Here is a 27,000-nt window from a genome sequence, read left to right on the forward strand (position 1 = left end):
CGCATGTCAGCACCTGCTGAGCACGACACCGGCCAACCCGCGGCTCCGTGGCTTTCGGAAGTGCTTGCGCTGCCGGAAGAGCAGCTTCTCGGCACCCGGATCGAGGCGGTCGACGGGGCGCTCCTCATGAGCCCCGCCCCGACCTCATTGCACCAGCGGTTGCTGCAGCGGCTCCAACTGGCGACGGCGCCGAAGCTGCCGGACGACCTTGAACTGCTCCCCGGAGTCACTGTCCGTTGCGGCGAAACTCGGCTGCTGATCCCGGACTTCGTGATCGTCACCTGCCCGGACGTCGCGACGACCTGGTACCCGGCGTCCGAGGTGCTGCTGGCCGCGGAGATCGAATCGCCGTCCACTCGCGTGCAGGACCGGATCTTCAAGAAAGCCCTCTACGCCGAGGCGCTCATCCCGTACTACCTGCTCGTCGACCCGGAGCAGGAAGCCGCCACCGTGTACGCGCTTTCCGACGGCGAGTACCTGCCGCACGCGAAGAGCGAGGGCGGCGTGCTCACCCTGGCCGAACCCTTCCCCGCGGAGCTGGATCTGCGCGCCTGAGCGGCCGGTTGTACGCATCGTGTACGCCGTCCGCGCACAGTGCGGCGCATGGCTTTCGACATCGGACAAGTTCCCCGGAGGACGTTCCTGCGCGGGGCGGCCGGCGTGAGCGCCGCCGCGGCGGCGGGGCTCGTGCTGCCCGGCCTCGCGCACGCCGCGGCCGCGCCGCGCATCTACAGCTGTGCGGAATGGGGTGCGCGCCCGCCCGCGGATCCGCTCACCACGCTCGACCATCCCGCCAATCGCGTGCTCATCCACCACATCGACTGCCCCAACAGCACCGACTACTCGCTCGAGCACGCGTTCCAGGTCGCGCGCAACGACCAGGCCGACCACATCGACAACAACGGCTGGTCCGACACCGGCCAGCACTTCACGGTCTCTCGCGGCGGCTACCGCCTCGAAGGCCGCCACGGCAGTCTCGACGCGTTGCGCAGCGGAAAGAAGATCGTCCGCGCGGCGCATTGCCCCGGACAGAACGACAACGCGATCGGCATCGAGAACGAGGGCACCTACATGCAGGTCGCCCCTCCGAAGGCGCAGTTCGATTCGCTCGTGGTGTTCGTGGCGTACGTATGCCGTCAGTACGGCATCCCGGTGAAGGAAATCAAGGGACACCGCGACTTCTACAACACCGACTGCCCGGGCGACAAGCTGTACGCGATGCTGCCCGAACTGCAGTCCCGGGTGGCGGCCTTGCTTCGGTGAACCTGGTCAGTGCAGGAAACGCATCACCCGGCACAACTCCGCCGGTTCCAGCGACCCCAGCTCGGCCGCTTCGGCACGACGCACGTCCGCCAACGTCGTGGCCAGCTGGGGTCCGAACGCGCCCGGCAGCACATCGTCGGCCTCGAACGCGGCGATCGCCTCCGACAGCGACTGCGGCAGCCGCGCGACTCCGGCCGCCGCGGCGTCCTCGGCGGAGAGCGAACCAGGGTCCACGCTGACCGGTTCCGGCAAACGTGCCTCGGCGTCGATGCCCGCCTGCCCGGCGAAAAGCAGTCCCGCCACCACCAGATACGGGTTCGCGGTGAGGTCGAAGCACTTCACCTCCAGGTTCGCCGCCGTGTCGCGCTGTCCGGCCGCGCCGCGGATCAGGCGCAACGGCGCTTCGCGGTTTTCCAGCCCCCACGCGGTAAACACGCCTGCCCAGTGGTGCGGTTCCAGCCGCAGATAGCTGACCACAGACGGCGCGCCGACCGCCAGCAGCGCGGGCAATCGGCGGAAAATGCCCGCACCGAAGGATTCCGCGGTCGAGGTCAGCCCGAACGCTCCGGTCCCGCCCGCGCACAGGTTCCGTTCGCCGTCCCAGAGGCTCAGGTGCACGTGCCCGCCATTGCCGACGCCGCCGGGCTCGAACTTCGGCGTGAACGACGCCCGAAGCCCGTGCGCAGCGCTCACCGTCCGCACGGTTTCCCTTGTCAGTACAGCTAAATCGGCTGCGCGTACTGGATCCGTCGCGGCGATCGACAGCTCGAACTGACCCGCCGCGTATTCCGGGTGGATCTGCTCCACCTTCACTCCGCAATTGTCCAAAGTAGACACCAGTGCGCGGAGATACTCGTGGTTCGCGCTCAGCCGGGAGTATCCGTAGGCCGGACCGGGCAGCGGGAGCCCGTCCGCGTCGGTCGCGATCCACTCCAGTTCGAAGGCCATCCGCGCGGTCAGGCCGCGGTCGGCGAGCTGTGCCGCGGCGGCCGCGGCGAGACCCCGGGTGTCCTGCGGGTGCTGGCGCCCGTCCTGGTCGTACCGCCACGCCGGGGCCCAAGCCCAGCCGGGCTGGGCGGCCAGGACGGTGAGCGCGTCGAGGTCGGGGTGCAGCCGCAGGTCGCCGACCGGGCCGAGGGAATGCTCGCCGTTCGCGATGCTGTCGGTGCCGAGGAAGAAGTCGAACGAGTTCGACGCGCCGACGCCCCACGCCGCGACCGTCGCCAGCCTCGCCGCCGGAACCGCCTTGACCCGCGAAATCCCGGAATTGTCCACGAAACTCAGCGCGACGAGCTCGACGCCCGCCTGCTCCATCCGGCGGGCGGCGGCACCGCCGAGTTCAGCGAGCCGGTCGCGGTCGAGCCCGGCGGAGGACGAGAAAGGGGACGGCAAGGTTTGCTCCTTCAACGCTGGAGGGGGAGTGGACGACCGGGCATTCCTGGCGGGCCAGCCGGTCGCGGTGGAGCCTGGCGGGAATCTCGTCGCCATCGCCGCACGAGAGGTTCAGCCGGTCGGCGCTCGCTCTCCGCACCGCTTGGACGGTTCACTGTGTACTCCTCGGGGAAGGAGCGCATCCGTGTCCGGAGACCGTCCCGAATTGCGGCGCACCCTGTCGGTCTGGCAGGCCGTCGGGCTGTCCGTCGCGCTCATGGCACCCAGCATGGCCGCGAACATCAATCCACAGCAAACAGCGACGGCCGCCGGACGCGCGGTTCCGCTGGCGTTCCTGCTCTCGGCGGCGGGAGTGCTGCTGGTCGCCTACGGCTTCGTCCAGCTCTGCCGCCACTACCAGCACGCGGGATCGGTCTACGCGTTCGTCGGCGCGACCCTCGGCCCGCGCGCGGGCGTCGTGTCCGGGATCGGCCTTCTCGGCACCTACACCTTCTACGCCGTGGTCACCAGTTCCGCCGCCGGTGTGCTGGGCACGGCGTTCCTGACGCCGGTCGGGATCTGGCCGCATCCGCCGTCGTGGGGGCCGTTCGTGCTGACCGCCGTCGCGCTGATCGGCAGCTGGCTGCTCGCGGTCGCCCCGGCCCGTCGCGGCACCAGCACGTTGCTCGCCGTCGAGGGCGCGACCATCGCGCTCATCTTGCTGGTCACCGTGGTCATCCTGGTCCGGCTGATCGCCGGAGACGCTCCCAGCGGACGGTTCACGCTGCAGGTTTTCGTGCCCGACACCGGAGTCTCCGGCATTTTCCTCGGCGCGGTGTTCGGTTTCTTGTCGTTCGCCGGTTTCGAGGCCGCCGCGACACTCGGCGAGGAAACCCGCGACCCGCGCCGCAACATCCCGCGCGCGATCCTTGGTACGGCCATCTTCGGCGGCGCCTACTTTGTCCTTGTGACCGCCGTCGAGATGATGGCTTTCGGCGGCGACGCCACGGCGTTCCACAATTCCCCGTCACTGCTGGGCGATCTCGGCAGCCGCTTCGTCGGCCCGTGGGTCGGCGACGTCATCAGCGCGGGTGCCGCGATCAGCGCGTTCGGTTGCTGCCTCGCCTGCGTCGTCGGCGGCTCGCGGCTGCTGTTCGCCCTCGGTCGCGACGCCTTCGACGGACGGGGCATCGGCCGGATCTCCGCCAAGGGCACTCCCGCCATCGCCGTGACCGTGGTTGCTCTCGCGGCGGCACTGATCATCTTGGTGTGCGCGGTGTTCTTCGGCGCCACCGCGGACGACACCTTCGCGTGGGCAGGATCCATCGGCACCTTGATCCTCTTGGTCATCTACCTGCTCACGACACTCGGCGCGATTCTGCTGCTGTTCGTGCGACGGCGGATGCGGGTGCCGTGGTGGCACTTGGCGTTCCCGATCGGCGCGTTGGTTCTGCTCGGCTACACCGTGTACGTCAACGTCGTGCCGTACCCGACCGACGGCCCGGCGCGATGGTTCCCGGTCGTGGCGGGCGGGGTGCTCGTGCTGGCTGTCGTCGTGGTCGCCTCGGCGCCCGGATTCGCCCGTAGGGTGGGGGAGAGGCTCGCTGAAGGAGAGGCATGACCGGACTGCTCGATTTCGTCGCGGACCTGCCGTTGGTCGACCATCACTGCCACGGCGTGCGCACCGGCGACGTCGACCGCGACGGGTTCGAGCGGATGCTCACCGAGGCGGACACCGTGTCGCCGCTGGGGACGTCGCTGTTCGATTCGCTGATCGGACTGTCCGTGCGCGAACGCTGCGCGCCGATTCTCGATCTGCCGAAACACGCCCCGGCCGACGACTATCTCGCGCGTCGTCAAGAACTGGGCGCACAAGAGGTCAACCGGCGGTTCCTTCGCGGCACCGGCAGCACGGATTACTTGCTGGACGGCGGTTTCCTGCCGGAATCCCTCACCACCGCGAAGGACTTCGCCGACCTGGCCGACGCCCGCGCGCACGACATCGTCCGGCTGGAACAGGTCGCCGAAGACGTCATCCGCGAGACCGGCGCCGCCAGCTTCGCCGAGGACTTCGCCGCCGAACTCGACCGCCGCACGGCGAACGCGGTGGGCGTGAAGTCGATCGCGGCGTACCGGGTCGGGCTGGAACTGTCCGGCGAACGCCCGGCTCCCGCCGAGGTCGAAGCCGCCGCCGGACGCTGGCTGGCCAGCATCGAGGCGGGCGAACCGGTCCGGCTGGCCGACGAAGTGCTGCACCGCCACCTGATCTGGTCCGGAATCGACCGGCGGCTGCCGGTGCAGTTCCACGTCGGCTACGGAGATTCCGACGTCGACCTCCACCGCTGCGATCCCTTGCGGCTCACCGGTTTGCTGCGCGCGACCCGCGACGCGGGCGTCCCGATCCTGCTGCTGCACAACTACCCGTTCCACCGCAACGCCGCCTACCTCGCGCAGGTCTTCGAGCACGTCTTCGCCGACGTCGGGCTCATCACGCACAACGCGGGCTTCCGCGCGCCCGTCATCCTGGCCGAGACGCTGGAGCTGGCGCCGTTCGGGAAGCTCCTGTTCTCCACCGACGCGTTCGGTCTGGCCGAGCTGTACCACCTGGGCACCGCGCTGTTCCGGCAAGGACTGTCCGATTTCCTGCGCGCCGCCCTCGCCGCGGACGCGCTGTCCGAAGTGGACGCGATCCGGCTGTCCCGCTTGGCCGGGCACGAGAACGCGGCCAGGATCTACCGGCTGGAGCGGAAATGAACGATCTGGTCGAGGCCTGGCGCGCCGCGCTGGCGGAGGAACTGCCCGCCGCGGTGGAATTGCGGCACCGGATTCACGCGGACCCGCGTGTCTCCGGCGATGAGGACGACACCGCCCGGACAGTGGCTGCCGCGTTGGGCGAGGGCGAGCGGGTCGCGAAAACCGGGCGGCTGATCGAGATCTCCGGACCTCATCCAGGCCCGGCCGTAGCCCTGCGCGCCGAACTGGACGCACTGCCGGTAGTAGAGCGCACCGGCGTCGAATGGGCCGCGCAGAACGGTCTGATGCACGCCTGCGGCCACGACGTCCACCTCGCCGCCCTGACCGCGGTCTGCCGGGCGGCGCGGCGCGTCGAACTCCCGCGTCCGTTGTTCGCGATCCTGCAGCCGCGCGAGGAAACGTCCCCGTCCGGAGCGCTCGACCTGGTCGAATCGGGCATTCTGGAGGAGCGCGGCATCGACACGGTGATCGGCGCGCACGTCCAGCCGCGGCTGCCGTACGGCGTCGTCTCGGCCGCGCCCGGGCCGGTGAACGCGTCCACCGACGAGTTCGAGGTCGTGGTGCACGGCCAAGGCGGGCACGCCGGATATCCGCACCTGCTGCGCGACCCGGTGCTGGCGCTCAGCCAGCTGGTGGTGAGCCTGCAGCAGGTCGCGAGCCGCCGGATCGATCCGATGCACGGCGCGGTCTGCACGATCGGCCGGCTCAGCGCGGGCACGGCGGCGAACGTCGTGCCGAACACGGCGTCGGCGTTCGGCTCGCTGCGGCTGATGCGCGCGAGCGACCGCGAACGCGCGCTGGAGGCGCTCGACGAGGTCGTGCACGCCACCGCCCGCGCGTACGGTTGCACCGCGGACCTGCGGATCAGCCCGTGCGAGCCCGTCCTGGTCAACGATCCGGCGCTCGCCGCCGCCGCGCGGAGCTGGATCGAACGTGGGGGCGCCGATGTCGATGTCGATTTCCGGTCCTTCGGCGCGGACGATTTCGCCCATTACTGCGGTGACGGCATCCGCGGCCTGATGCTGTTCGTCGGCCTCGGCGAGACCGCGGGCGCGCCCAGCCTGCACGGCGAAACGTTCCTGCCCGAGGACGCCGCGGTCGGCCAGGTCGCGGACGCGCTGCTGGCCGGATACCTGGCCGCGGCCTCGGATCTGGAGTACCCGGAGGCGGCCGTGACCGGGCTGTGACCGGGTCTTGACTAAGGGTTCCACGGCTCCCGGACCACGACCGGAGCCCGACGCGCTACGGTGGCCGCGTGTACTCCGCAGCGTTCCTGGCCACGATCCCGAGCCCCGACCAAGGCGTCTGGCACCTGGGCCCGATCCCGATCCGGGCGTACGCGCTCTGCATCATCGCCGGCATCATCGTCGCGATCTGGTGGGGCGAGCGGCGCTGGGAGGCCCGGGGCGGCACGAAGGGCACGGTGCTCGACATCGCGGTGTTCGCGGTGCCGTTCGGCCTGGTCGGCGGCAGGCTCTACCACGTCATCACCGACCCGGAGCTGTACTTCACCGAGGGCAAGAACCCCTGGAACGCCTTCGCCATCTGGGACGGCGGCCTCGGCATCTGGGGCGCGGTCGCGCTCGGAGCCGTCGGCGCGCTGATCGCCTGCCGTCGCCGGGGGATCCCGCTGCCCGCGATGGCCGACACGATCGCGCCCGGCATCATCGTCGCGCAGGCGATCGGGCGGCTCGGCAACTACTTCAACCAGGAGCTCTACGGCGGGCACACCGACCTGCCGTGGGGCCTGGAGATCTACCAGCGCTTCGACCCGGCCACCGGAGCCCCGGACGCCCTCGGCGGCGTCGCGACCGGGCACATCCCGCTGCCGGAAAGCCCGGTGCACCCGACGTTCCTGTACGAGCTGGTCTGGAACCTGCTCATCGCGCTGCTCGTGGTGTGGGCGGACCGCAAGTTCAAGCTCGGCCACGGCCGCGCGTTCGCGCTCTACGTCGCGGGCTACACCGTCGGCCGCTGCGGGACCGAACTGCTGCGCAGCGACCACGCGAACCACATCCTCGGCCTGCGGGTCAACGTGTGGGTGTCGATCCTGCTGTTCATCGGCGCGGTGGCGTACTTCGTCCTCGCGGCCCAACGCGGCCCGCGCGAAGCCCCGGAGACGTTGCGCAGCAAGGGAGACGAACGGGACGCCGCCGTCGAGTCCACTTCGGACGACGCGGGGGAGAAGCCGGAACCGGACGAGAAGGCCGCCGCCGCGGAGGACACTGTGGACGCGGGGTCTTCCTCCGGGGAGAACGGCAAGTCCGACAAGTCTTAGGCACAGAGCCGGAAAAGAGGCCCCCGCCCGGATTGGGCGGGGGCCTCTTTTCGTGTGCTCGGCTGAGGTATGTGAGGGGAACCCTGAGGGAATCAGAGTCCTTCAGGGTTCCCCTCACGTACTTCGGCGAGAGCGGAGCGGGTTCAGCTGAGGAACGAACCGCCGAAGTAGTCGTCGTCATCGCCGGAGTCCTGACGCCGGGCACGGCGGCCGGTCGAGGGCGGCGGCTGCGGCGCGGCGGGCTTCGGCCGGTTGCCCCGATTGGCGAGAGGATCGGCGAAATCGTCCTCCGGCTCCGGTTCCGGCGCGCGATGCCGCGGCGGAGCGGGAGGCGTCGGCGGTTCTTCCTTCTCCGAAGCCGGCGGAGGCGGCGGCGGAGGCGGAGTCCGGTCGGCGAGCGGATTCTCGCTGGAATACTCGGCCGGTCCCGGCGCGGGCGGGGCCGGGGGCCGCGGACGGCCGCTGCTCGCCAGCGGGTCCTCGGCGGAGAACCCGGCGGGCTTGTCCGGCGCGTCCGGATACGTCGCGCGTCCGGTGTCCGACAACGGATTCCCGGTGCCGCCGGTGCGCGCCTCGAGGATTTCTTCGGGCGTCTGGCCCTCTTCCAGTTCCTCGAGGATGTCCTTGGCTTCGCTGAGCTTCTCGTCAGCGAGAGCGCGGACCTCGGGATCGGCGAAGGCCCGGCCCGCGGCGACGTCCTCCCAGGTGAATTCGCCCGCGTCGACCTTTCGCTTGACCAGCCGCAGCTGCGCGGGCGCGTCCGGACGCGAGGCGGCCCGCTTGATCGCCTCGATCCGTTCCGGGGTGTCGGTTTTCGGCAGCGGGCGGAGCTTGATCTTCTCCAGGTCCTTCAGCAGCTGCTGGGACTTGCGGACCGTCCGGTCGAGCGCGGCTTCGGCCTCCCGCAGCTCGGGCGTCTTCCACGAATCGTCCGCGGTGACGGGCTGGGACATCTCGGCAGTTCCTCCTTAGTCGATGCGGCCGTGGATCCGGCCGCTCGCCGAGCGCCGGGGCGGGTGGGACGGCGGATGGTTCGCGGGCGGGTGGTTCGGCTGGGACGGCGGGTGATTCGGTTGCTGCGGGGGCTGGTGGTTCTGCGGGGGCTGGTGCTGCGGACCGTCCGGTTGGGACCGCTGGTCCTGCCCGCGTTCGCCGGAACCTTGCGACCGGTCGCCGTCGTCGCCGGAGCGGCGGTTGCCGTTCTCACCGGAATCGCGGTCGCCGGACGTGCGGTCGCCGTCCCCGGAGTCGCCTTCGCGCGAGCGCCGGTTCTCCTCGTGCGCCTCGCGCGACTCGTGGACGCCGTCCTTGCCCGCTTGCACGGCGTCCTTGGCGTCCTGGCCGATGCCCTTGGCGTTGTCCTTGATGTCGCCGACGTCCCCGCCGATGTTCTTAGCGATGTCGACGAGATCGCCGATGCTGCCGACGTCCTTGATCTTCTGCAGCTGCGACCCGATGTCCTTGATCGAGTTCCAGATGTCCTGGACCTTGGTGATGATGTCCTGGATCATCTCGATGATCGAGATCAGGGCGTTGATCAGCGGCAGCAGTTCGCTGAACGCGGTGATCGCGTCGGCGATCCAGCCCGCGATCGGGACGCACGCCTCCGCGGCCATCACCAGCAGCCGGTCGATCAGGCTCTTCAGCAGGTGCAGCGCCTTGGCCGCGAGCTTCTTCGACGTGTCCGCCAGCAGGTCGAAGCCCTTGGCGATCAGCGACGCGATCCCGGCCTCGGCGGCGAGCCCGGCCCGCCATCCGGCCTGCACGTAAGCCTTGTGCTCCAAGGAAGCCATGCCGTGCCAGGAATCGCTGACGGTCTTCTCGTTGGCGACCATCACCTCGGAGAACGCCTTCATCGCCTCGGAGATGTTGCGCCACGCCTCGGCGTCGGCCGACATCTTCGAGAAGTCGCCGGTGAGCGGTTCGATGAACTGCTGGGTCAGCGTCGTGCCGGTGAACTTCTGGTACACCCACTCGACGGCCATCACCTCGACGCCGGCGTCCTTCACCAGCGCCTGGACGTCCTCGCCGGAGGTGTCTTCCGGCGGCTGCAGCAGTTCGGTGATCGAATCGCCGCGGTCGAAGTCGCCGGTGCCGCCGGGAGCTCCGCCGGGATCTCCGCCCGAACCCCCGCTGCTGCCCTCGCCGCCGTTGCCGCCGCCTTCGCCGCCCTCGCTGCCGGAGCCGCCTTCGCCGCCTTCGCCCCCGCCTTCGCCGCCTTCGCTGCCGGAGCCGCCCTCGTCGCCTCCCCGGCCGCCGCCTTCGTCGCCGCCCTCGTTGCCGCGATCGCGACCCCGGCCGTCGCCGCCTTCTTCGCCGCCGTCCTGGCCGTCTCGACCGTCGCGGCCGTCTCGACCGTCGCGGCCGTCGCGACCATCCCGACCGTCCCGGCCATCCCGACCGTCCCGGCCGTTGCCGTCGTCATTGGACTGGCCGCGGTGCCTGCCGTTGCCGTTGTCGTCGCCGGAGTTTCCGCCGGTGCCGCTCGGATGCGTCTGGTCGCCGCCGCCGGAAGGATGGCGCCCGTCCGGACCGGTGCCGCCGGGATGATTCCCGCCCGGAGGCGGCTGATTGCCGCCAGGGTGGGAAGGCTGATTCCCGCCGGGAGGCGGCTGATTGCCGGGATGGGGCTGGTTGTTCCCCGGATGCGGCTGGTTGCCCCCGGGGTGCGGCTGGGTGCCGCCCGGCCGGGACGGCGGATGCGTCGTCCCCGTCCCCCCGGGGTGGTGGCCGCCGCCGTGCCCGCCGCCGTGCCGTGCCATGTCTTGTCCCCCTCGTCAGAACCGTGCGGTGCGGATGCGCATCAGGCCGCGCCGCGGCCGGAGTCGATGCCGTCGAACTGGTCGATGAACTTCTGGAGCAGCTGCGCCGAATTGGCGTCGTGGTGCGCGTAGGCCTGCGCCGCCTGCTTGACCCCCTCGGACAGCGAGGTCAGCCGCGAGTGGCCGAAGTCGAGCGTGCCGCCGTAGAGGTTCCCGACCAGCTGCACCACCGGCTGCAGCACCACGAACAGGCCGGTGAAACCGGACGTGTCGCACGCGGTGGAGCGCATGTAGTCGTTGATCTTGCTGATCTTCTCGTGGAGGCTGTCGAGCACCTCGGCGTACTGGTTCATCGTCTCGACGTCGACTTCTATGCCGGACATGAAAGAAACCGCCCTCCCCGTGAGCTATGTCGGTTGCCGAACACTATGGCAACCGACGATCACCGAGTGTGGGCGGTTCCCGGAAATTTGTGCGATTACCTGGGAAGATCGGGCGAAGGGGACGAAGCGGGCGCATCGACTTGGTCACGTGACAGGTGCGCGAGGCGGCTTCGGGGCTTATGCTTCGCGGACCGAAGCATTGGGAACCCATCCGGAACTACGTCGTTCCGCGCTGCCGGATCGTTACCGTTCTTCCCCGTTAGGGGAGCTCCGAGGCGCTGCTGGGGTGTTTCCCAGGTGTTAAAGTCGCGCTAACAAGCGGGCCATCGTCGTCCCGTGCGCTCTCCGCGGCCGGTTCGCCGGCCACCGCACGAAACGACGAAGGAGGTCCCTTTTCCATGATCTTCTCCGCCATCCCCGGCAAGCAGGGTCTGTACGATCCGGACACCGAGCAGGATTCCTGCGGCGTCGCCATGGTCGCCGACGTCCAGGGCCGCCGCACGCACGGGATCGTCACCGACGGTCTCGCTGCGCTCACGAATCTCGACCACCGCGGAGCCGCGGGAGCCGAGCCGACGAGCGGCGACGGCGCCGGGATCCTGTTGCAGCTGCCCGACGAACTGCTGCGCGCCGAGGCGGGATTCCCGTTGCCCGCGGGCGGTGCGTACGCCGCCGGGATCGCGTTCCTTCCCTCCGAGGACGAGCAGCGCCGCAAGGCGATCGGGCTCACCGAACGGATCGCGGCCGAAGAAGGGCTCAGCGTCCTTGGCTGGCGCGAGGTTCCGGTGGACACCGACGGCGCGGAAATCGGCCCCACCGCGCGTTCGGTGATGCCGCACTTCGCGATGCTGTTCGTGTCGTCCCCGCACGGCGAAACCGGCCTCGAGCTGGACCGGCTGGCGTTCTGCCTGCGCAAGCGCGTCGAGCACGAGAGCCTCGCTTCCGGCTGTGGCACCTACTTCCCGTCGTTGTCCGCGCGCACGATCGTCTACAAAGGCATGCTCACGCCCGAGCAGCTGCCGCGGTTCTTCCCCGATCTGCGCGATTCCCGGCTCGCCAGCGCGATCGCGCTCGTGCACTCCCGGTTCTCCACCAACACTTTCCCGTCGTGGCCGCTCGCGCACCCATTCCGGTTCGTGGCGCACAACGGCGAGATCAACACGATCCGCGGCAACCGCAACCGCATGCGCGCCCGCGAAGCACTGCTCGAATCCGACGTGCTTCCCGGCGACCTCTCGCGGCTGTACCCGATCTGCTCGGCCGACGCGTCGGACTCGGCGTCCTTCGACGAGGTGCTGGAGCTGCTCCACCTCGCGGGCCGTTCGCTGCCGCACGCGGTGCTGATGATGATCCCGGAGGCGTGGGAGAACCACACCTCGATGGATCCGGAACGGCGGGCTTTTTACCAGTTCCACGCCAGTTTGATGGAGCCGTGGGACGGTCCGGCGTGCGTCACCTTCACCGACGGCACGCTCGTCGGCGCGGTCCTCGACCGCAACGGCCTGCGCCCGGCGCGCTGGTGGCACACCGCCGACGGCCGCGTCGTGCTGGCCAGCGAGGCCGGAGTCCTCGACGTGGCACCGGAAAACGTCGTCGCGAAGGGCCGCCTTCAGCCCGGCCGGATGTTCCTCGTGGACACCGCCGCGGGCCGGATCGTGGACGACGAAGAGGTCAAATCCGCGCTGGCGCGCAAACAGCAGTACAGCGACTGGCTGCACGCCGGGCTGCTCAAGATCGCCGAGCTGCCCGACCGCGACCACGTGGTGCAGAGCCACGATTCGGTGCTGCGCCGCCAGCTCGCTTTCGGCTACACCGAAGAAGAACTGAAGATCCTGCTCGCGCCGATGGCCGCCAACGGGGCCGAGCCGATCGGGTCGATGGGTTCGGACACCCCGGTCGCCGTGCTGTCCAAGCGGTCCCGGCTGCTGTACGACTATTTCAAGCAGAACTTCGCGCAGGTGACCAATCCGCCGCTGGACGCGATCCGCGAAGAGCTGGTCACGTCGATGAGCCGGATCATGGGGCCGGAGCGCAATCTGCTCGCGCCCGGGCCCGCGTCGTGCCGGCATCTGAACCTGCCGTACCCGGTGATCGACAACGACGAGCTGGCCAAGCTCATCCACATCAACGACGACGGCGACCTGCCCGGTTTCTCCTGCAGTGTCCTTTCCGGACTGTACGAAGTGGACGGCGGGGCAGCGGCGCTGGCGACCGCGATCGAGCGGGTGCGGCGCGACGCGTCCGAGGCGATCGCGGCGGGCGCGCGCACGCTCGTGCTGTCCGACCGCGATTCCGACCACCGGATGGCGCCGATCCCGTCGCTGCTGCTGGTTTCCGCGGTGCACCACCATCTGGTGCGCACCAAGGAGCGGCTGCGTGTCGCGCTGGTCGTGGAGACCGGCGACGCCCGCGAGGTGCACCACATCGCGCTGCTGCTGGGCTACGGCGCGGCGGCGGTCAACCCGTACCTCGCCTTCGAAACCATCGAAGACATGATCAGCCAGGGCGCGATCACCGGCATCGAACCGGCGAAGGCGATCCGCAGCTACGTGCAGGCGCTCGTCAAGGGCGTCCTGAAGATCATGTCCAAAATGGGCATCTCCACGGTCGGCGCGTATACCGCGGCGCAGGTGTTCGAATCCCTTGGCCTGAGCCAGGAACTGCTCGACGAGTACTTCACCGGAACGTCGTCGAAGCTCGGCGGCGTCGGGATGGAGGTGCTCGCCGAGGAGGTCGCGGTGCGGCACCGCCGGGCGTACCCGGACAACCCGACCGACCGAGTCCACCGTGGACTCGACACCGGCGGCGAATACGCGTACCGCCGCGAGGGCGAGCTGCACCTGTTCACGCCGGAGACGGTTTTCCTGCTGCAGCACGCGTCGAAGACCGGCCGCGACGAGGTGTACCGCCAGTACACCGAAGAGGTGCACCGGCTTTACCGCGAGGGCGGCACGCTGCGCGGGCTGTTCAAGTTCCGCGACGGCGCGCGCGAGCCGATTCCGCTGGACGAGGTCGAGCCCGCGTCGGCGATCCTGCGCCGGTTCAACACCGGGGCGATGTCGTACGGCTCGATTTCGGCTGAGGCACACGAAACTCTCGCCATCGCGATGAACCGCATCGGCGGCCGGTCCAACACCGGCGAGGGCGGCGAAGACCCGGAGCGGCTGTACGACCCGCAGCGACGCAGTGCGATCAAACAGGTCGCGTCGGGCCGTTTCGGCGTCACCAGCGAGTATCTGGTGAACGCGGACGACATCCAGATCAAGATGGCGCAGGGCGCGAAGCCGGGCGAAGGCGGACAGCTGCCGCCGAACAAGGTGTACCCGTGGATCGCGCGCACGCGGCATTCGACGCCGGGCGTCGGGCTGATTTCCCCGCCGCCGCACCACGACATCTATTCCATTGAGGACTTGGCGCAGCTGATCCACGACCTCAAGAACGCCAACGAGAAGGCCCGCATCCACGTGAAGCTGGTGTCCTCGCTGGGCGTCGGCACGGTCGCGGCGGGCGTGTCCAAGGCGCACGCGGACGTCGTGCTGATCTCCGGGCACGACGGCGGCACCGGCGCGTCCCCGATGAACTCGCTCAAGCACGCCGGGACGCCGTGGGAGATCGGGCTCGCCGAAACGCAGCAGACGTTGCTGCTCAACGGTTTGCGCGACCGGATCACGGTGCAGGTGGACGGTGGGATGAAGACCGGCCGCGACGTCGTGATCGCGGCGCTGCTCGGCGCCGAGGAATACGGGTTCGCGACGGCCCCGCTGGTGGTCGCGGGCTGCATCATGATGCGCGTCTGCCACCTCGACACGTGCCCGGTCGGCGTCGCCACGCAGAGCCCCGAGCTGCGCAAGCGGTACACCGGACAGGCCGACCACGTGGTGCGGTACTTCGAGTTCGTCGCCGAAGAAGTGCGGGAAACCTTGGCGCAGCTGGGATTCCGGACGCTCGACGAGGCGATCGGACACGCCGAGATGCTCGACACCGACGAGGCGGTGCAGCACTGGAAGGCCTCCGGGCTCGACCTCAGCCCGGTCTTCGACATGCCCGCGGAAACGCCGTACGGCGGCTCGAAGCGGCGCGTGCGCGAACAGGACCACGGCCTGGCGCACGCGCTCGACCGCACGCTCATCCAGCTCGCCGAGGCGGCGCTGGAAGACGCGCACCCGGTGCGCCTGGAACTGCCGGTGCGCAATGTGAACCGCACCGTCGGCACGCTGCTGGGTTCGGAGATCACCCGTCGCTACGGCGGCGAGGGCCTGCCGGACGACACGATCCACGTGCTGCTCACCGGTTCGGCCGGGCAGTCGCTCGGCGCGTTCCTGCCGCGCGGCATCACGCTGGAAATGGTCGGCGACGCCAACGACTACGTCGGCAAGGGCCTGTCCGGCGGCCGGATCGTGGTCCGCCCGCATCCGGACGCGAGCTTCGCCGCCGAACAGCAGACGATCGCGGGCAACACGCTGGCCTACGGCGCGACGTCCGGCGAGCTGTTCCTGCGCGGGCAGGTCGGCGAACGGTTCTGCGTCCGCAACTCCGGCGCGACGATCGTGGCCGAGGGCGTGGGGGACCACGCGTTCGAGTACATGACCGGCGGCCGCGCGGTGGTGCTCGGCCCGACCGGGCGGAACCTGGCGGCCGGGATGTCCGGCGGCAGCGCGTTCGTGCTCGATCTGGACCCGGCGAAGGTCAACCGGGAGATGGTGGACCTGCTTCCGCCCGCCCCGGAGGACCTGGCCTGGCTCAAGCAGATCGTGCAGAAGCACCACGACCTCACCCGCTCGGCCGTGGCCGCGTCGCTCCTGGGCGACTGGACCCGGCGCGCGGCGGCGTTCACCAAGGTGATGCCGCGCGACTACCAGCGGGTCCTCGATGCGGCGAAGGCAGCGCGTGCTGCCGGCCGCGATGTCGACGAAGCGATCATGGAGGCAGCTCGTGGCTGACAATTGGCGGAGCCGCAGTTACGAGTGCCGACTGGGTGCGGGTATCCCGCAGAACACGGAGGCGGCTCGTGGCTGACCCCACCGGTTTTCTGAAGCACGAACGGCAAGAGCCTCAAAAGAAGTCTTACGAGGAAAGGCTTTCCTCGTGGGGCGAGGTCTACGCGGACGTCCCGCCGGACGAGCGCAACGAGCAGGTGCGCACGCAGGCGTCGCGGTGCATGGACTGCGGCATCCCGTTCTGCCATTCCGGCGGTTCGGGTTGTCCGCTGGGCAATTTGATTCCGGAATGGAACGACCTCGTCCGCCGCGGCGACTGGGCGGCGGCGAGCGATCGCTTGCACGCCACCAACAATTTCCCGGAATTCACCGGGAAGCTGTGCCCCGCGCCGTGCGAGTCGGGCTGCGTGCTGTCGATCTCGCCGTTGTCCGGCGGGCCGGTGGCGATCAAGCGCGTCGAGGAGACGATCGCGGCGCAGTCGTGGGAAGCCGGATACGTGCAGCCGCAGGTGGCTGAGGTGTCCTCGGGCCGCAAGGTGGCCGTCGTCGGCTCCGGCCCCGCCGGGCTCGCCGCAGCGCAGCAGCTGACCCGCGCGGGCCACGAAGTCACCGTGTTCGAACGGGACGACCGGCTCGGCGGCTTGCTGCGGTACGGCATTCCCGAGTTCAAAATGGAGAAGAAGGTCCTCGACCGGCGCCTTGCGCAGCTGCGCAAGGAAGGCACGAAGTTCGTCACCGGCTGTGAGGTCGGCGTTGACCTGTCGGTGGAAGACCTGCGCGCACAGTACGACGCGGTCGTGCTCGCCGTCGGTGCTCTGCGCGGCCGCGACGACCGCACCACGCCGGGCCGTTCGCTCTCCGGGATCCACCTGGCGATGGAACATTTGGTGCCAGCCAACAAGTTCGTCGAAGGCGACGGCCCGTCACCGGTCGACGCCAACGGCAAGCACGTCGTCATCATCGGCGGCGGCGACACCGGCGCGGACTCCTACGGCACCGCCACCCGCCAAGGCGCGCTGTCGGTCACCCAGCTCGACCAGTACCCGACGCCGCCGCAAACCCGCGACGACGAACGGTCCCCGTGGCCGACCTGGCCGTACATCCTGCGCACCTATCCCGCGCACGAGGAAGCGGGCGAGCGGAAGTTCGCGGTGGCCGTCAAACAGTTCGTCGACGACGGCAACGGCCACGTGAAAGCTGTTGAGCTGCAGGAAGTTCGCGTGCAAAAGGACCCGGAAACCGGCCGCCGCGAGGTCATCCCGGTGAACGACGAGGTCGAAACCCTGCCCGCGGACCTGGTCCTGCTGGCGATCGGCTTCGAAGGCGTCGAGGAAATGCCGCTCCTGGAAGGCCTGGACCTGACCCTGACCCGCCGCGGCACCCTGTCGTGCGGCTCGGACTGGCAAACGGAAACCCCCGGAGTCTTCGTCTGCGGCGACGCCCACCGCGGCGCGTCGCTGGTCGTGTGGGCCATCGCGGAAGGCCGCTCGGTCGCGGCCGCGGTGGACACCTTCCTGACGGGCGCTTCGGACCTGCCCGCCCCCGTGCACCCGACCGCATTGCCGCTCGCGGTGGTGTGATCGGTTCAAACTCGGGCCCCGGCGCAACGGCGCGCCGGGGCCCGTTTCTTTAAACTGGGCGAGGTGCGGATCGGCGAATTAGCCCAGCGGACCGGAGTCAGCGCCCGCTCGCTGCGGTATTACGAGCAGCAGGGCCTGGTGCAGAGCACGCGGTCCGCTGGCGGACAGCGGCATTACCTGGCGACCGAGGTCGAACGAGTCGAGCTGATCCGCCGGTTGTTCGACGCGGGCCTGAACAGCAAGGTGATCGCCCGGCTGCTGCCCTGCGTGCACAGCGACGACGAGGGCGTCATCGAAGACGCTTTCACCACAATGGTTTCCGAACGCGACCGGCTGACCGCCGACATCGCCCGGATCGCCGATGCCCGCGACGCCCTGGACGTGCTGATCGAAGCGAACACTCGATACCGGCAGGGCGACCGCAGTTCGTGCTAGATGCTGATGACTAGCTTGCCCGAAGCGTGCCGGGATTCCACGAGGGCCAACGCTTCCTGTGCCCGCGCGAGCGGATAAGTCCCGGTGATGTGCGGGTCGAGCCGCCCTTCGACCATCAGCTCGGCGACCCTTTCCAGACTCGCCCTGTCGAGTCGACGATGGACGAACACTCCGCCGAGTTCGGTCACTGACGGGTCTCCGACGGCGATGAGCTTCTCCGCTAGCGGGGCGACGGCGCGCAGGGATTCGCCGCCGACGGTGTCGACTACGGCGTCGAAACTGCCGAGTTGGTCCGCGACGTTGCCTGCGGTGTAGTCGACGAACGCTGCACCGTATTTCGTCGCGAGATCCCGCTTGGCCGTACTGCCCGTGCCCGTCACGACGAGCCCCCGGTCGCGTGCGAGTTGGGCCAGCGCGATGCCGACTCCGCCGCCGATCCCGTTCACCAGCAGCGACGCGCCTTTCGGCAGGTCGAGCTGGTCGAGCACGTCCAGCGCGGTGGTGCCCGCGACGGGGATGGTCGCCGCCCAGGTCCACGGCAGGGTGTCGGGGATGCGGGCGGTGGACTCGCCGAGGAGCAGCGTCGTTTCCGCGTACGTGCCCGCCCCGGTCAACGCGAACCCGGTGACTCGGTCGCCGACCTGGAGTCCGGTCACGTCTTCGCCCACGGCGAGCACCGTTCCCGCTGCTTCCATCCCGAGCACCTGGGGGAAGGGCAAGCGGCCGTTCAGATCGGGAACGTGCCCGGACCGCAGCAGGTGATCGAGCGGATTCACTCCAGCCGCCGCGACACGGACCAGAACTTCAGCGGGTCCAGGCACCGGATCCGGCCGGTCGAAGAACTCCTGGACGTCGGCAGAGCCGAACGCCCGATATCCCAAGGCGGTGCTCATCGCGGATCCCTTCTGCAGCACGGTCGGTTCGGGAACGACGCTATTTGCTGACATCGGTGTCAACTTCCAGCTGATGTGAGCCGGCCGACACAGTCCATGGGAAGCTGAACCGCGTCGGAGGGGGGACGCCCAGGTGGACGAGCGGATCACGAACCAGGTCCTGGGCCCGGTCACGGGCAAGGTCGTGCAGGTAGGCCATGCCGATTCGGTCAGCTACGCCGGCGCCCCGCCTGTCCGGTCGCGGTACCTGGAATGGGTCCGGCAGATCGCGCCGCGCGAACTCGTCGGCCGCTCCGGGGAATTGGCCGCGCTGGCGCACTCCTGCACGGCCCCGGACGGACCGGACTACGTCTGGTTCCGCGCCGAGCCCTGGACCGGCAAATCCGCCCTGATGTCGACCTTCGTGCTGGATCCGCCCGCCGGGGTGCGGATCGTCTCGTTCTTCGTCACCGCCCGCTCGGCCGGAGACGACACGCGGGAGGCGTTCGTCGACGTCGTGCAGGAGCAACTGGCCGAAATCCTCGGCACGGCGAAGGACCCGCAAGCCCGGAACCTCTCCGCGGTGTTCTCCGACGCGGCGGCACAGTGCCGTGCCCGCGGCGAACGACTGGTGCTCGTGGTGGACGGGCTGGACGAGGACCGCGGCGCGAACGGGCACAGCATCGCCGCGTTGCTGCCGTACCCGTCCGACGGGCTGCGAGTGATCGTCGCGAGCCGCCTGAACCCCGACGTGCCCGCCGACGTCCGGCCAGACCATCCGCTGCGCGCCCCGGACATCGAACAGCTGCTGGCCCCGTCCCCGGCGGCCCGCTTCGCTCGCGGCGACATGGAACGCGAACTGGACGCCCTCCTCGCCGGGGAACCGGACCTGCTCGGCCTTCTCGTCGCCGCCCGCGGCGGGCTCACCGCTCCGGATCTTGCCGAACTGACGCAGCGGCGGCCCCGCGACGTCGAACGGATCCTCAACAGCGTGGCGAGCAGGTCGTTCTCGCGCCGCCCGGCGCATTGGCATTCCGGCGACGCACCCGAGATCTACCTGCTGGGCCACGAAAACCTCCAGCGCGCGGCCGAAGACGCACTGGGCCCGGAAGCACTCGCGCGACATCGGTCCACTTTGGACAAATGGGCTCGCGGCCACCGTGAAGCGGGCTGGCCCGCGGACACCCCGCAATTCCTGCTGCGCGGCTACTTCCGGCTCGTGCGAGAGTCCGGGGACGTCGCCGCGCTGGCCGATCTGGCCGTCGACCCCGCGCGGCACGCGCGCCTGCTGGACGTGTCCGGGAGCGATCTGGCGGCTTTGGCCGAGCTGGACTCCGCCCTGCGCACGGCACTGGACGCACCCGAACCGGATCTGGTCCGGATCATCACGCTGGATACGTACCGGGACAGCTTCCGCGGCCGCAACTACCAGATTCCGGAGCGGCTGCCCGGACTCTGGGCGGAGCTGGGCGAAATCGACCACGCGGTCGCGCTGGCGCAGTCCGTCATCGATCCGGCGCGGCAGCGCACCGCCCTGCTCGGAGTGGCCGGCGCTTTCGTCCGCGCCGACCGGGCGGACCTGGCCAGGCACGTGGCGGACGACCAGCCCGATCCGGACCTGCGAGACGACCTCCGCACGGAGATCGCGCTCGCCTTGATCGAGACCGGGCGTCGCGACAAGGCGGTCGCGTTCCTCGGTGGGCTCGGCGCGGACCGGCGCAAACAGGTCGAAGCGCACCTCGCGGCCGCCCGCCCTGACCCGGATTTCGCCAGGGCGCTCCGCCGGATCGGGGCGATGACGATCGGCGCGGAGCCGGTGCTCGTCCGGCTGGGGCGTTTGGTCCTGGCCGTGCACCCGGCCCTGGTCGAACGCTTCCTCCAGACGGCGAGCACGCACCAGGAATTCGAGAGCCTGGTGCACGAGACGGCCGCAGCGCTTCTCCGACGCGGCGAAGATGCCAGGGCTGACGCACTGAGGGAGCGGTACGACCTGGTGAATTCCCGGATACGGGACCGCAGGACCAGCAACAGCGGGAAGCTGGGGGCGCTAGTCGACGTCCTGGCGGCGGCCAGGCAGTCGTCCGGCGTTCCCGAGAAGCTCGAAATGTTCGCGGACACCGCCACCACGGCCCGGTACCTCGCTGGGCTCGCGGAGAGCGGCGATACGGTTCTCGCGGCTACGCTGGCGGCCGGCATCCGGGCGATGTCCCCGTACGACGATCCGACCCGCGAGATCTTGGATTTCCTCGTCGTGATCATCGAAGCGGCGCTGCGGGCAGGGCACTGGGACCAAGCCCGGGCCCTCGCCGCCAACACGGAGGCGCTGGCTCGCTTCCCCGTTCTCGACAGCCGCGTCGCGGACGCGGTCGTGGCGCTGGCCGGAGCGACCGTCGCGTCCCAGGACGTCCGGCGGGCCGAGATCCTGGCCCCGCTGCTGCCGCTCGGCAGGTACGACTTCCCCGGAAGGAGCGAGTTCTTCCGCTTCCTCGCCGCCGAAGGGGACCGCGCGATCGCGGAGAAAGCGATCACCGGGATCCCGTACCTGCGCGAGGCGACCAAGCCGATGCTGCTGCTCGCCCGCAGGTGCCGCCGCGCCGGCGACGCCGCCGCGCTCGCCCGGCTGGCCGAGCACGTACGCGGCCGGACGAACGGGCTCGGCCCCAGGGGCCGCGGCTGGGCCGAGTGCATCGCGATGATGTGCGCGGTCGGTTCCTCCGGGGAGATCGAGGACCTGCTCAACCGCGTCCGCGCAGTCAACCCGAGACCGGTCGACGCTTTCGACGCAGTCGTTGAACTGGCCGCCCGGGGCGAGGACGGTCTCGCCCTCGGCCTGTGCTCAGCCATGTCCGAACCCGCCCGCCTGCAGGCCACGGCCCTCCTGGTCACCGGGCTGGCCGAAGCGGGCCACGCCGACCGGGCCGAGACCATCGTCGACCGCTGGGACGACCACAGGTCGCGGCCCCGCCTGCTCAACGGCTTCGTCCAGGGCCTCGGCTCCCAGGACCTGGAACGAGCGTTGAAAAAGTCCGCCCTCATCAAGCCGCCGCAAGAGCGGGCGATAGTGCTCGCCGAACTGGCCAGGCACGCAGACCCGAAGCAGCGACGGAAAATCCTCGCCGAAGCGGTCAGCCTCGCCCACTGGTCCGTAATCGTCCCAGCCCTTGAAACAGACGAACTCGCAGGTCTCCTGGACGTAGCCGACCGATTCGGCACCCTCTACCGCCAAGACTCCCCGGACGCGTGACCCTCGACGCCCACCGCCCCGGGCAAACGCGGCAGACCCTATCCTGAGACGCGTGAACTGGACAGTCGACGTTCCCGTAGACACTCTCCCCGAGCTGCCTCCCCTGCCTCCTGAGCTGCGGGACCGCCTCGACACCGCCTTGTCGCTGCCTGCCGCGCAGCAGCCGGAGTGGCCGGACGTCGCGCTGGCCAAGCGGGTGCGGGGCGTGCTGGAGAGCGTGCCGCCGATCACCGTGCCCGCCGAGATCGACCGGTTGAAGAGCCGGCTCGCCATGGTGGCTCGCGGGGAGGCCTTCCTGCTCCAGGGCGGCGACTGCGCGGAGACCTTCGAGTCCAACACCGAGCCGCACATCCGGGCGAATCTGCGCACGCTGCTGCAGATGGCCGTCGTGCTGACCTACGGGGCCAGCCTGCCGGTGGTGAAGGTCGGACGGATCGCGGGCCAGTACGCGAAGCCGCGTTCGTCCGGCACCGACGCGCTCGGGCTGCCCGTCTACCGCGGCGACATCATCAACTCGCTCGTCGCCAAGCCGGAGCTGCGGGTGCCGGACCCGGGCCGGATGATCCGCGCCTACGCGAACGCCGGCGCGGCGATGAACCTCGTCCGCGCGCTCACCGGGGCCGGCATGGCGGACCTGCACCAGGTGCACGACTGGAACAAGGACTTCGTGTCCTCCTCTCCGGCGGGGGAGCGGTACGAGGCGCTCGCCGCCGAGATCGACCGCGGCCTGCGGTTCATGAACGCGTGCGGCGTCACCGACACCTCGCTGCAGTACACCGAGATCTTCGCCAGCCACGAAGCGCTCCTGCTCGACTACGAGCGCGCGATGCTGCGGCTGGACCAGGCCGACGCGGCGAACCCGAAGCTGTACAACCTGTCCTCGCACTTCCTGTGGATCGGCGAGCGCACCCGGCAGCTCGACGGCGCGCACATCGCGTTCGCCGAGCTGCTGTCGAATCCGATCGGGCTCAAGATCGGCCCGACGACCACGCCCGAGCAGGCCCTGGAGTACGTCGAGCGGCTCGATCCGCGCAACGAGCCGGGCCGGCTCACGCTGATCTCCCGGATGGGCAACGGCAAGGTCCGCGAGGTGCTGCCGGCGATCGTGGAGAAGGTCGAATCGTCCGGGCACAAGGTCATCTGGCAGTGCGACCCGATGCACGGCAACACGCACGAGTCGTCCACTGGCTACAAGACCCGGCACTTCGACCGCATCGTCGACGAGGTCCAGGGCTTCTTCGAGGTGCACCGCAAGCTCGGCACCTACCCCGGCGGCATCCACGTCGAGCTGACCGGCGAGGACGTCACCGAATGCCTCGGCGGGGCACAGGAAATCTCCGACGTCGACCTCTCCGGCCGCTACGAGACCGCGTGCGACCCCCGGCTCAACACCCAGCAGTCGCTGGAGCTGGCCTTCCTGGTCGCGGAGATGCTGCGCGGCTGACGACAGCCCGATGGCCCCGGCGCGCGATACCGAGGTCCGTGAAGGGCCCCTTGAGGGAATCAGATTCCCTCAAGGGGCCCTTCACGGACGGCCGCCCGTAACCGGGTTCAGCGCTCACGAGGCGTCCAGCAGTTCCGCCGCCGATTTGGCCACCGCGTCGCGCAGCGACCCGAGATCGTCCACCGCGTCCGCGTTCGCCTGCAGTCCGATGTGGACATTGTCGAGATAGGGCGCCACCGCTATGCCGACCGCCTGGTGCGGGGCCAGCGGCACGAACGGATAGACCTCCGTCAGCGGCGCTCCGGCCAGCGCGTGCCGGACCGGCGGCACCGGCACGGTCGTCACGACCAGGTCGAACAGCAGCGGCGCGGCCAGCCCGGCGGTCCGCGTCCCCAGCCAGTGCAGCGCGGCGGGCATCCGGTCGGCCAGCAGCGGGAAAGCCCCGGCGCCCCGGGAAGGACCGGCGGCTTTGTTGCGCGTCATCGCGGCGCGCACGTGCGCCAATCGCCGCACCGGATCGTCCATTCCGATCGGCAGATCGCACAAATAGCCGGAAAGCTTGTTCCCGCCCCATTGCTCGGCTGATCTCCCGCGCACGCTCACGGGAATCAGCGCGCGCACGGAAAGCCCGGCGGCGCGAATGCCGCGATTGATGAGCCATTCGCGCAACGCACCGGACAACACCGCGAGCACGACATCATTCGCGGTCCCGCCGTGCGTTCGCCGGATCCGGCGAAGATCAGCCGAGGCCAGCCGGGCGAAACCGAGACGCCGTTCGGCGGTCGCGGGTGCGGCCAGCGGCAGGCACGGCGGCCGGGCCGCCCGGACCACCGACGACGCGATTCCCGCTGTCTCCAACGTATCCCGCACCGCGTCCATCGGCGTGCGCGGCTGCGGAATCGCCGGTGCGGGCTCCGGGAGCGGCAATCCGTCGAGCAGTCCGACCGTGACGGCGTACGCGCCCGCGCCGTCGGCGAGCGCGTGGTGCAGCTTGAGCAAAATCGCGAAGGCGCCGTCCGGAAAACCTGTCACCACAGTGAGTTCCCACAACGGACGGTGCGGGTCGAGCGGTTCGGCGATCCACCTCGCCGCGAACTCCGGGAGCGGGTCCGGGTCGTACAGCGTGGTCAGCCGGTGGTGGTGGATGTGTTTCACTGCCCGGAAATCCGGGTCGTCGACCCAGGTCGCGGAGCCGGGCGGGAACAGCCCGGCGCGGATTTTCCGGCGCAGCGGCGGAATCTCCGCCGCCCGGCGGGCGAGCAGCGCGGTCAGCCGGTCCGGATCGATCGGCTCCTCCGGCGCGAAAACCAGGGCCGCGCCCATCTGCATCGGCGCGGTTTCTCTGGAGAGGCAAAGAAAAGCGACATCGAGCGAGCTGAGCGGGGCAGGTGCCATGCGGCCCACCTTCCAACGTCCGGCGTCGAGTGCGAATGTCGAGGGCGAATGTCACGACACTACTCGGGTATGACCGGCGGACGGCCGTTATGTTTCCGGGATGCTAATTTCCCGGGATTTCACTCGCCCGGGGCACGGCGCGGCTGCCGCTGCGGCAGTCCGGGTCCGGCGGAATCATTGACCTCGGCGGCGATCTGGCGCATCGCGACGCCGTTGCCGGGCCGCTTCGGCAGCCCGGGCCACAGTTCGCCGGCCTCGCGGGCCGCCGCGCGCAGCCGTCCGCCGTCGAGTTTCGTGTGCGTTTCCGGGATCTCGCGGTCGAGCCACTGCACGATCAGCTTCACCGGACCGGCGCTGGGCAGCGGCCACACGAAGACCGGGTGCTCGTAGTGGAACTCCGACCCGCTGCCGTCCTCGACGCGCAGCACCGGCTCGTGCGGCTCGCCCGCGCTCGGCACCGAAACGGTTTCGGAGCTGGCCCGTCCGCCGTCCGGGAACAGCACGCCGACCAGCAGCGAGTTGTAGTCCGGGATGCGCCGGTGGCCGATCAGCGGCGCGCCGTCCATGCGGTCGCGCGAGTACACCGCGATCCGCAGCGTCATCGCCTCCGGCCACACCTCCACCGCGCGCAGCGCCACGATGGTGCGCTCGGACCGGCCCAGCGGCGTCGCCCACGGCACCAGCGCGGGCACGATGTGGTCGGCGGGCGGGCCGGTCCACGGACGGCCCTCGTAGCCGAACAGCTCCCGTTCCCGGACCGGGAACAGGGGCCGCTCGCGAGGACCGTCCGTGAAGAAGCTCATCAGTCCTCGCGAGGGGCGAGGCTGCCGTCGGAGTCGGGCTTCTTGGCGCCCATGGCGTCCATCAGCTGGCGGGCGAGGCCGAGGCCCGTGCCGCCGAGGGAGAGCGCCTTGGTGAACATGTCCGACATCCCGTCCGCGCCGTTCAGGACCACCATGTGGTCGATGTTGCTGAAGGCCTGCGCGCCCGCTTCGACGATCTCCGGCCAGCGCTCGGCCAGCTGTTGTGCTACCACAGCCTCCTGGTTCTCCGCCAGTGCGGCCGCGCGCGCCTTGATCGACTCGGCCTCGGCAAGTCCCTTCGCCTTCGCAGCTTCGGCTTCGGCCAGACCCTTGGCCTTCGCCGCGTCGGCGTCCGCGAGGCCCTTCGCCTTGGCGGCCGCCGCTTCGGCCTCACCAGTGGCCTTCGTCGCGCTCGCACTTGCTTCCGCACGGGCCTTCGTCGCCTGCGCTTCGGCGTCCGCCGCGGTCTTGACCCGGGTCGCGTCCGCGCCCGCCCGCAGCTCGGTTTCCTTCGCCTGTGCCTGCGCGCGGGCGATTTGCGCGTCGCGTTCCGCGTCGGCCGTGGTGCGCGTTTCGTACGCCTTCGCGTCGGCCGGTTTGCGGACCTGCGACTGCAGCCGCTGCTCGGACAGCGCCGCCTCGAGTTCCGCCGCCCTGGTCTCCTGGACCACGACCTCCTGGCGCGCGGTCGCCTCGGCCAGCGGACCGGACTGGCTCGCCTTCGCCTTGGCCTGGTCCACCTCGGCCTGGTATCCGGCCTGCTGGATCTGGCTTTCCCGGATCGCGCCCGCCTTGCGCGCGGCGGAGACCTGCTCGGCCTCGGTGGCCTCCTGGTCGCGCTGCGCCTCGGCGATCCGCGCGGCGGCGGCGATCGCGGCCGCGTGCGGTTTGCCGAGGTTGACGATGTAGCCGGACTCGTCGTCGATCTCCTGGATCTGCAGCGAGTCCACGATCAGCCCGAGCTTGATCATCTCGGTCGCCGACGACTGGCGGACCTCGCCGGTCAGCGCGTCGCGGTTGTGGATCATCTCCTCGATGGTCAGCCCGCCCACGATCGAGCGCAGATGCCCGGAGAACAGCTCGTGGATGGTGTCGTTCATGCCTTTCTGCTGGTCGAGGAACCGGCGGGCGGCGTTCGCGATCGAGGCGAAATCGTCGCCGACCTTGTAGATCACGACCGCGCGCACGGTGACCGGAAGACCCTGTTTCGTCACGCACGAGACCTGCAGGTTCACCCCTCGGGTGTCCAGCGACAGCCTGCGCGCGGTCTGGAAGCCCGGCAGCACGTTCACGCCCCGGCCGGTGATGATCTTGAACCCGAGGCTGTCGGCCGTTTCGGTGCGTTCGACGCGGACGCCCCAGCCGGAGATGATGAGCGCCTCGTTCGGCTCCGCCACCTTGTAGAGGATCCGCAGGAGCCCGAACAGCAGGATCACGGCCACGACCGCGATCACCACGATGACCCAGATTTCCATAGCC

At 69.9% G+C, this 27,000-nt stretch carries 19 protein-coding genes; 11 read left to right on the forward strand and 8 right to left on the reverse strand.

Annotated elements, in window-relative coordinates; translation table 11 throughout:
- Window positions 1-3 precede the first annotated feature (3 nt).
- Window positions 4-555, forward strand: a complete 552-nt coding sequence (locus ACZ7OI_RS28850; RefSeq protein WP_470267283.1) for a Uma2 family endonuclease — start codon at window positions 4-6, stop codon at window positions 553-555.
- A 48-nt stretch (window positions 556-603) separates the two neighbouring features.
- Complete coding sequence (locus tag ACZ7OI_RS28855) at window positions 604-1,263, forward strand: peptidoglycan recognition protein family protein (protein ID WP_344268106.1); 660 nt, start codon at window positions 604-606, stop codon at window positions 1,261-1,263.
- Window positions 1,264-1,269: 6 nt separating this feature from the next.
- On the opposite strand, the gene ACZ7OI_RS28860 is transcribed toward ACZ7OI_RS28855, so the two are convergent.
- Window positions 1,270-2,577, reverse strand: coding sequence for a type I glutamate--ammonia ligase (locus ACZ7OI_RS28860; protein ID WP_470267627.1), 1,308 nt, complete (start codon window positions 2,575-2,577; stop codon window positions 1,270-1,272).
- A gap of 262 nt (window positions 2,578-2,839) precedes the next feature.
- Here ACZ7OI_RS28860 and ACZ7OI_RS28865 point away from each other — a divergent pair, with 262 nt between their 5' ends.
- The 4 genes from ACZ7OI_RS28865 to lgt all read left to right on the forward strand — a co-directional run bounded on the left by ACZ7OI_RS28865 (window position 2,840) and on the right by lgt (window position 7,666).
- Window positions 2,840-4,255, forward strand: coding sequence for an APC family permease (locus ACZ7OI_RS28865; protein ID WP_470267284.1), 1,416 nt, complete (start codon window positions 2,840-2,842; stop codon window positions 4,253-4,255).
- Complete coding sequence (locus ACZ7OI_RS28870; protein ID WP_470267285.1) at window positions 4,252-5,388, forward strand: amidohydrolase family protein; 1,137 nt, start codon at window positions 4,252-4,254, stop codon at window positions 5,386-5,388. Before ACZ7OI_RS28865 ends, ACZ7OI_RS28870 begins: the two co-directional genes overlap by 4 nt.
- Window positions 5,385-6,575, forward strand: a complete 1,191-nt coding sequence (locus tag ACZ7OI_RS28875) for a M20 metallopeptidase family protein (RefSeq protein ID WP_470267286.1) — start codon at window positions 5,385-5,387, stop codon at window positions 6,573-6,575. The genes ACZ7OI_RS28870 and ACZ7OI_RS28875 overlap by 4 nt, the downstream gene beginning before the upstream one ends.
- Before the next feature lie 68 nt (window positions 6,576-6,643).
- A complete protein-coding gene (lgt, locus tag ACZ7OI_RS28880) occupies window positions 6,644-7,666 on the forward strand; it encodes a prolipoprotein diacylglyceryl transferase (RefSeq protein ID WP_470267287.1) in 1,023 nt (340 codons plus the stop codon).
- A gap of 143 nt (window positions 7,667-7,809) precedes the next feature.
- Here lgt and ACZ7OI_RS28885 read toward each other — a convergent pair whose 3' ends face one another.
- Genes ACZ7OI_RS28885 through ACZ7OI_RS28895 form a run of 3 tightly spaced genes read right to left on the reverse strand, consistent with a single transcriptional unit; the run spans window position 7,810 to window position 10,811 of the window.
- On the reverse strand, window positions 7,810-8,619 hold the full coding sequence (locus tag ACZ7OI_RS28885; RefSeq protein ID WP_470267288.1) for a hypothetical protein: 810 nt from the start codon (window positions 8,617-8,619) through the stop codon (window positions 7,810-7,812).
- 15 nt (window positions 8,620-8,634) lie between these two features.
- Complete coding sequence (locus tag ACZ7OI_RS28890; protein ID WP_470267289.1) at window positions 8,635-10,428, reverse strand: proline-rich domain-containing protein; 1,794 nt, start codon at window positions 10,426-10,428, stop codon at window positions 8,635-8,637.
- A gap of 41 nt (window positions 10,429-10,469) precedes the next feature.
- The gene (locus tag ACZ7OI_RS28895; RefSeq protein WP_470267290.1) at window positions 10,470-10,811 is read right to left on the reverse strand and encodes a hypothetical protein; all 342 of its coding nucleotides are present in this window, start codon (window positions 10,809-10,811) and stop codon (window positions 10,470-10,472) included.
- Window positions 10,812-11,209: 398 nt separating this feature from the next.
- Here ACZ7OI_RS28895 and gltB point away from each other — a divergent pair, with 398 nt between their 5' ends.
- The 3 genes from gltB (at window position 11,210) to ACZ7OI_RS28910 (ending at window position 17,763) form a co-directional block, all read left to right on the forward strand.
- Window positions 11,210-15,751: a glutamate synthase large subunit gene (gene gltB, locus ACZ7OI_RS28900; RefSeq protein ID WP_470267291.1), complete on the forward strand. Its 4,542-nt coding sequence runs from the start codon at window positions 11,210-11,212 to the stop codon at window positions 15,749-15,751.
- Window positions 15,752-15,819: 68 nt separating this feature from the next.
- Entirely contained in the window at window positions 15,820-17,328 is a 1,509-nt protein-coding gene (locus ACZ7OI_RS28905; protein ID WP_470267292.1) for a glutamate synthase subunit beta, read from the forward strand.
- A 63-nt stretch (window positions 17,329-17,391) separates the two neighbouring features.
- Window positions 17,392-17,763 carry a MerR family transcriptional regulator gene (locus tag ACZ7OI_RS28910; protein ID WP_470267293.1) on the forward strand — a complete coding sequence of 124 codons (372 nt, stop codon included), beginning with the start codon at window positions 17,392-17,394 and terminating at the stop codon, window positions 17,761-17,763.
- On the opposite strand, the gene ACZ7OI_RS28915 is transcribed toward ACZ7OI_RS28910, so the two are convergent.
- Window positions 17,760-18,656: an NADP-dependent oxidoreductase gene (locus ACZ7OI_RS28915; protein WP_470267294.1), complete on the reverse strand. Its 897-nt coding sequence runs from the start codon at window positions 18,654-18,656 to the stop codon at window positions 17,760-17,762. The two genes, ACZ7OI_RS28910 and ACZ7OI_RS28915, sit on opposite strands and share 4 nt — an antisense overlap.
- A gap of 133 nt (window positions 18,657-18,789) precedes the next feature.
- Between ACZ7OI_RS28915 and ACZ7OI_RS28920 the strand changes: the two genes are divergently transcribed.
- Window positions 18,790-21,879, forward strand: coding sequence for a hypothetical protein (locus ACZ7OI_RS28920; protein ID WP_470267295.1), 3,090 nt, complete (start codon window positions 18,790-18,792; stop codon window positions 21,877-21,879).
- Window positions 21,880-21,931: 52 nt separating this feature from the next.
- A complete protein-coding gene (locus ACZ7OI_RS28925) occupies window positions 21,932-23,323 on the forward strand; it encodes a class II 3-deoxy-7-phosphoheptulonate synthase (protein WP_470234137.1) in 1,392 nt (463 codons plus the stop codon).
- Between the two features lie 114 nt (window positions 23,324-23,437).
- Here ACZ7OI_RS28925 and ACZ7OI_RS28930 read toward each other — a convergent pair whose 3' ends face one another.
- From ACZ7OI_RS28930 to ACZ7OI_RS28940, 3 genes are all read right to left on the reverse strand, one after another.
- Window positions 23,438-24,718: a wax ester/triacylglycerol synthase family O-acyltransferase gene (locus ACZ7OI_RS28930; protein ID WP_470267296.1), complete on the reverse strand. Its 1,281-nt coding sequence runs from the start codon at window positions 24,716-24,718 to the stop codon at window positions 23,438-23,440.
- 119 nt (window positions 24,719-24,837) lie between these two features.
- Entirely contained in the window at window positions 24,838-25,521 is a 684-nt protein-coding gene (locus ACZ7OI_RS28935; RefSeq protein ID WP_470267297.1) for a hypothetical protein, read from the reverse strand.
- Window positions 25,521-26,996, reverse strand: coding sequence for a flotillin family protein (locus ACZ7OI_RS28940; RefSeq protein ID WP_470267298.1), 1,476 nt, complete (start codon window positions 26,994-26,996; stop codon window positions 25,521-25,523). The genes ACZ7OI_RS28935 and ACZ7OI_RS28940 overlap by 1 nt, the downstream gene beginning before the upstream one ends.
- Window positions 26,997-27,000: the final 4 nt, after the last annotated feature.

The sequence above is a fragment of the Amycolatopsis sp. NPDC114503 genome (assembly GCF_055633655.1).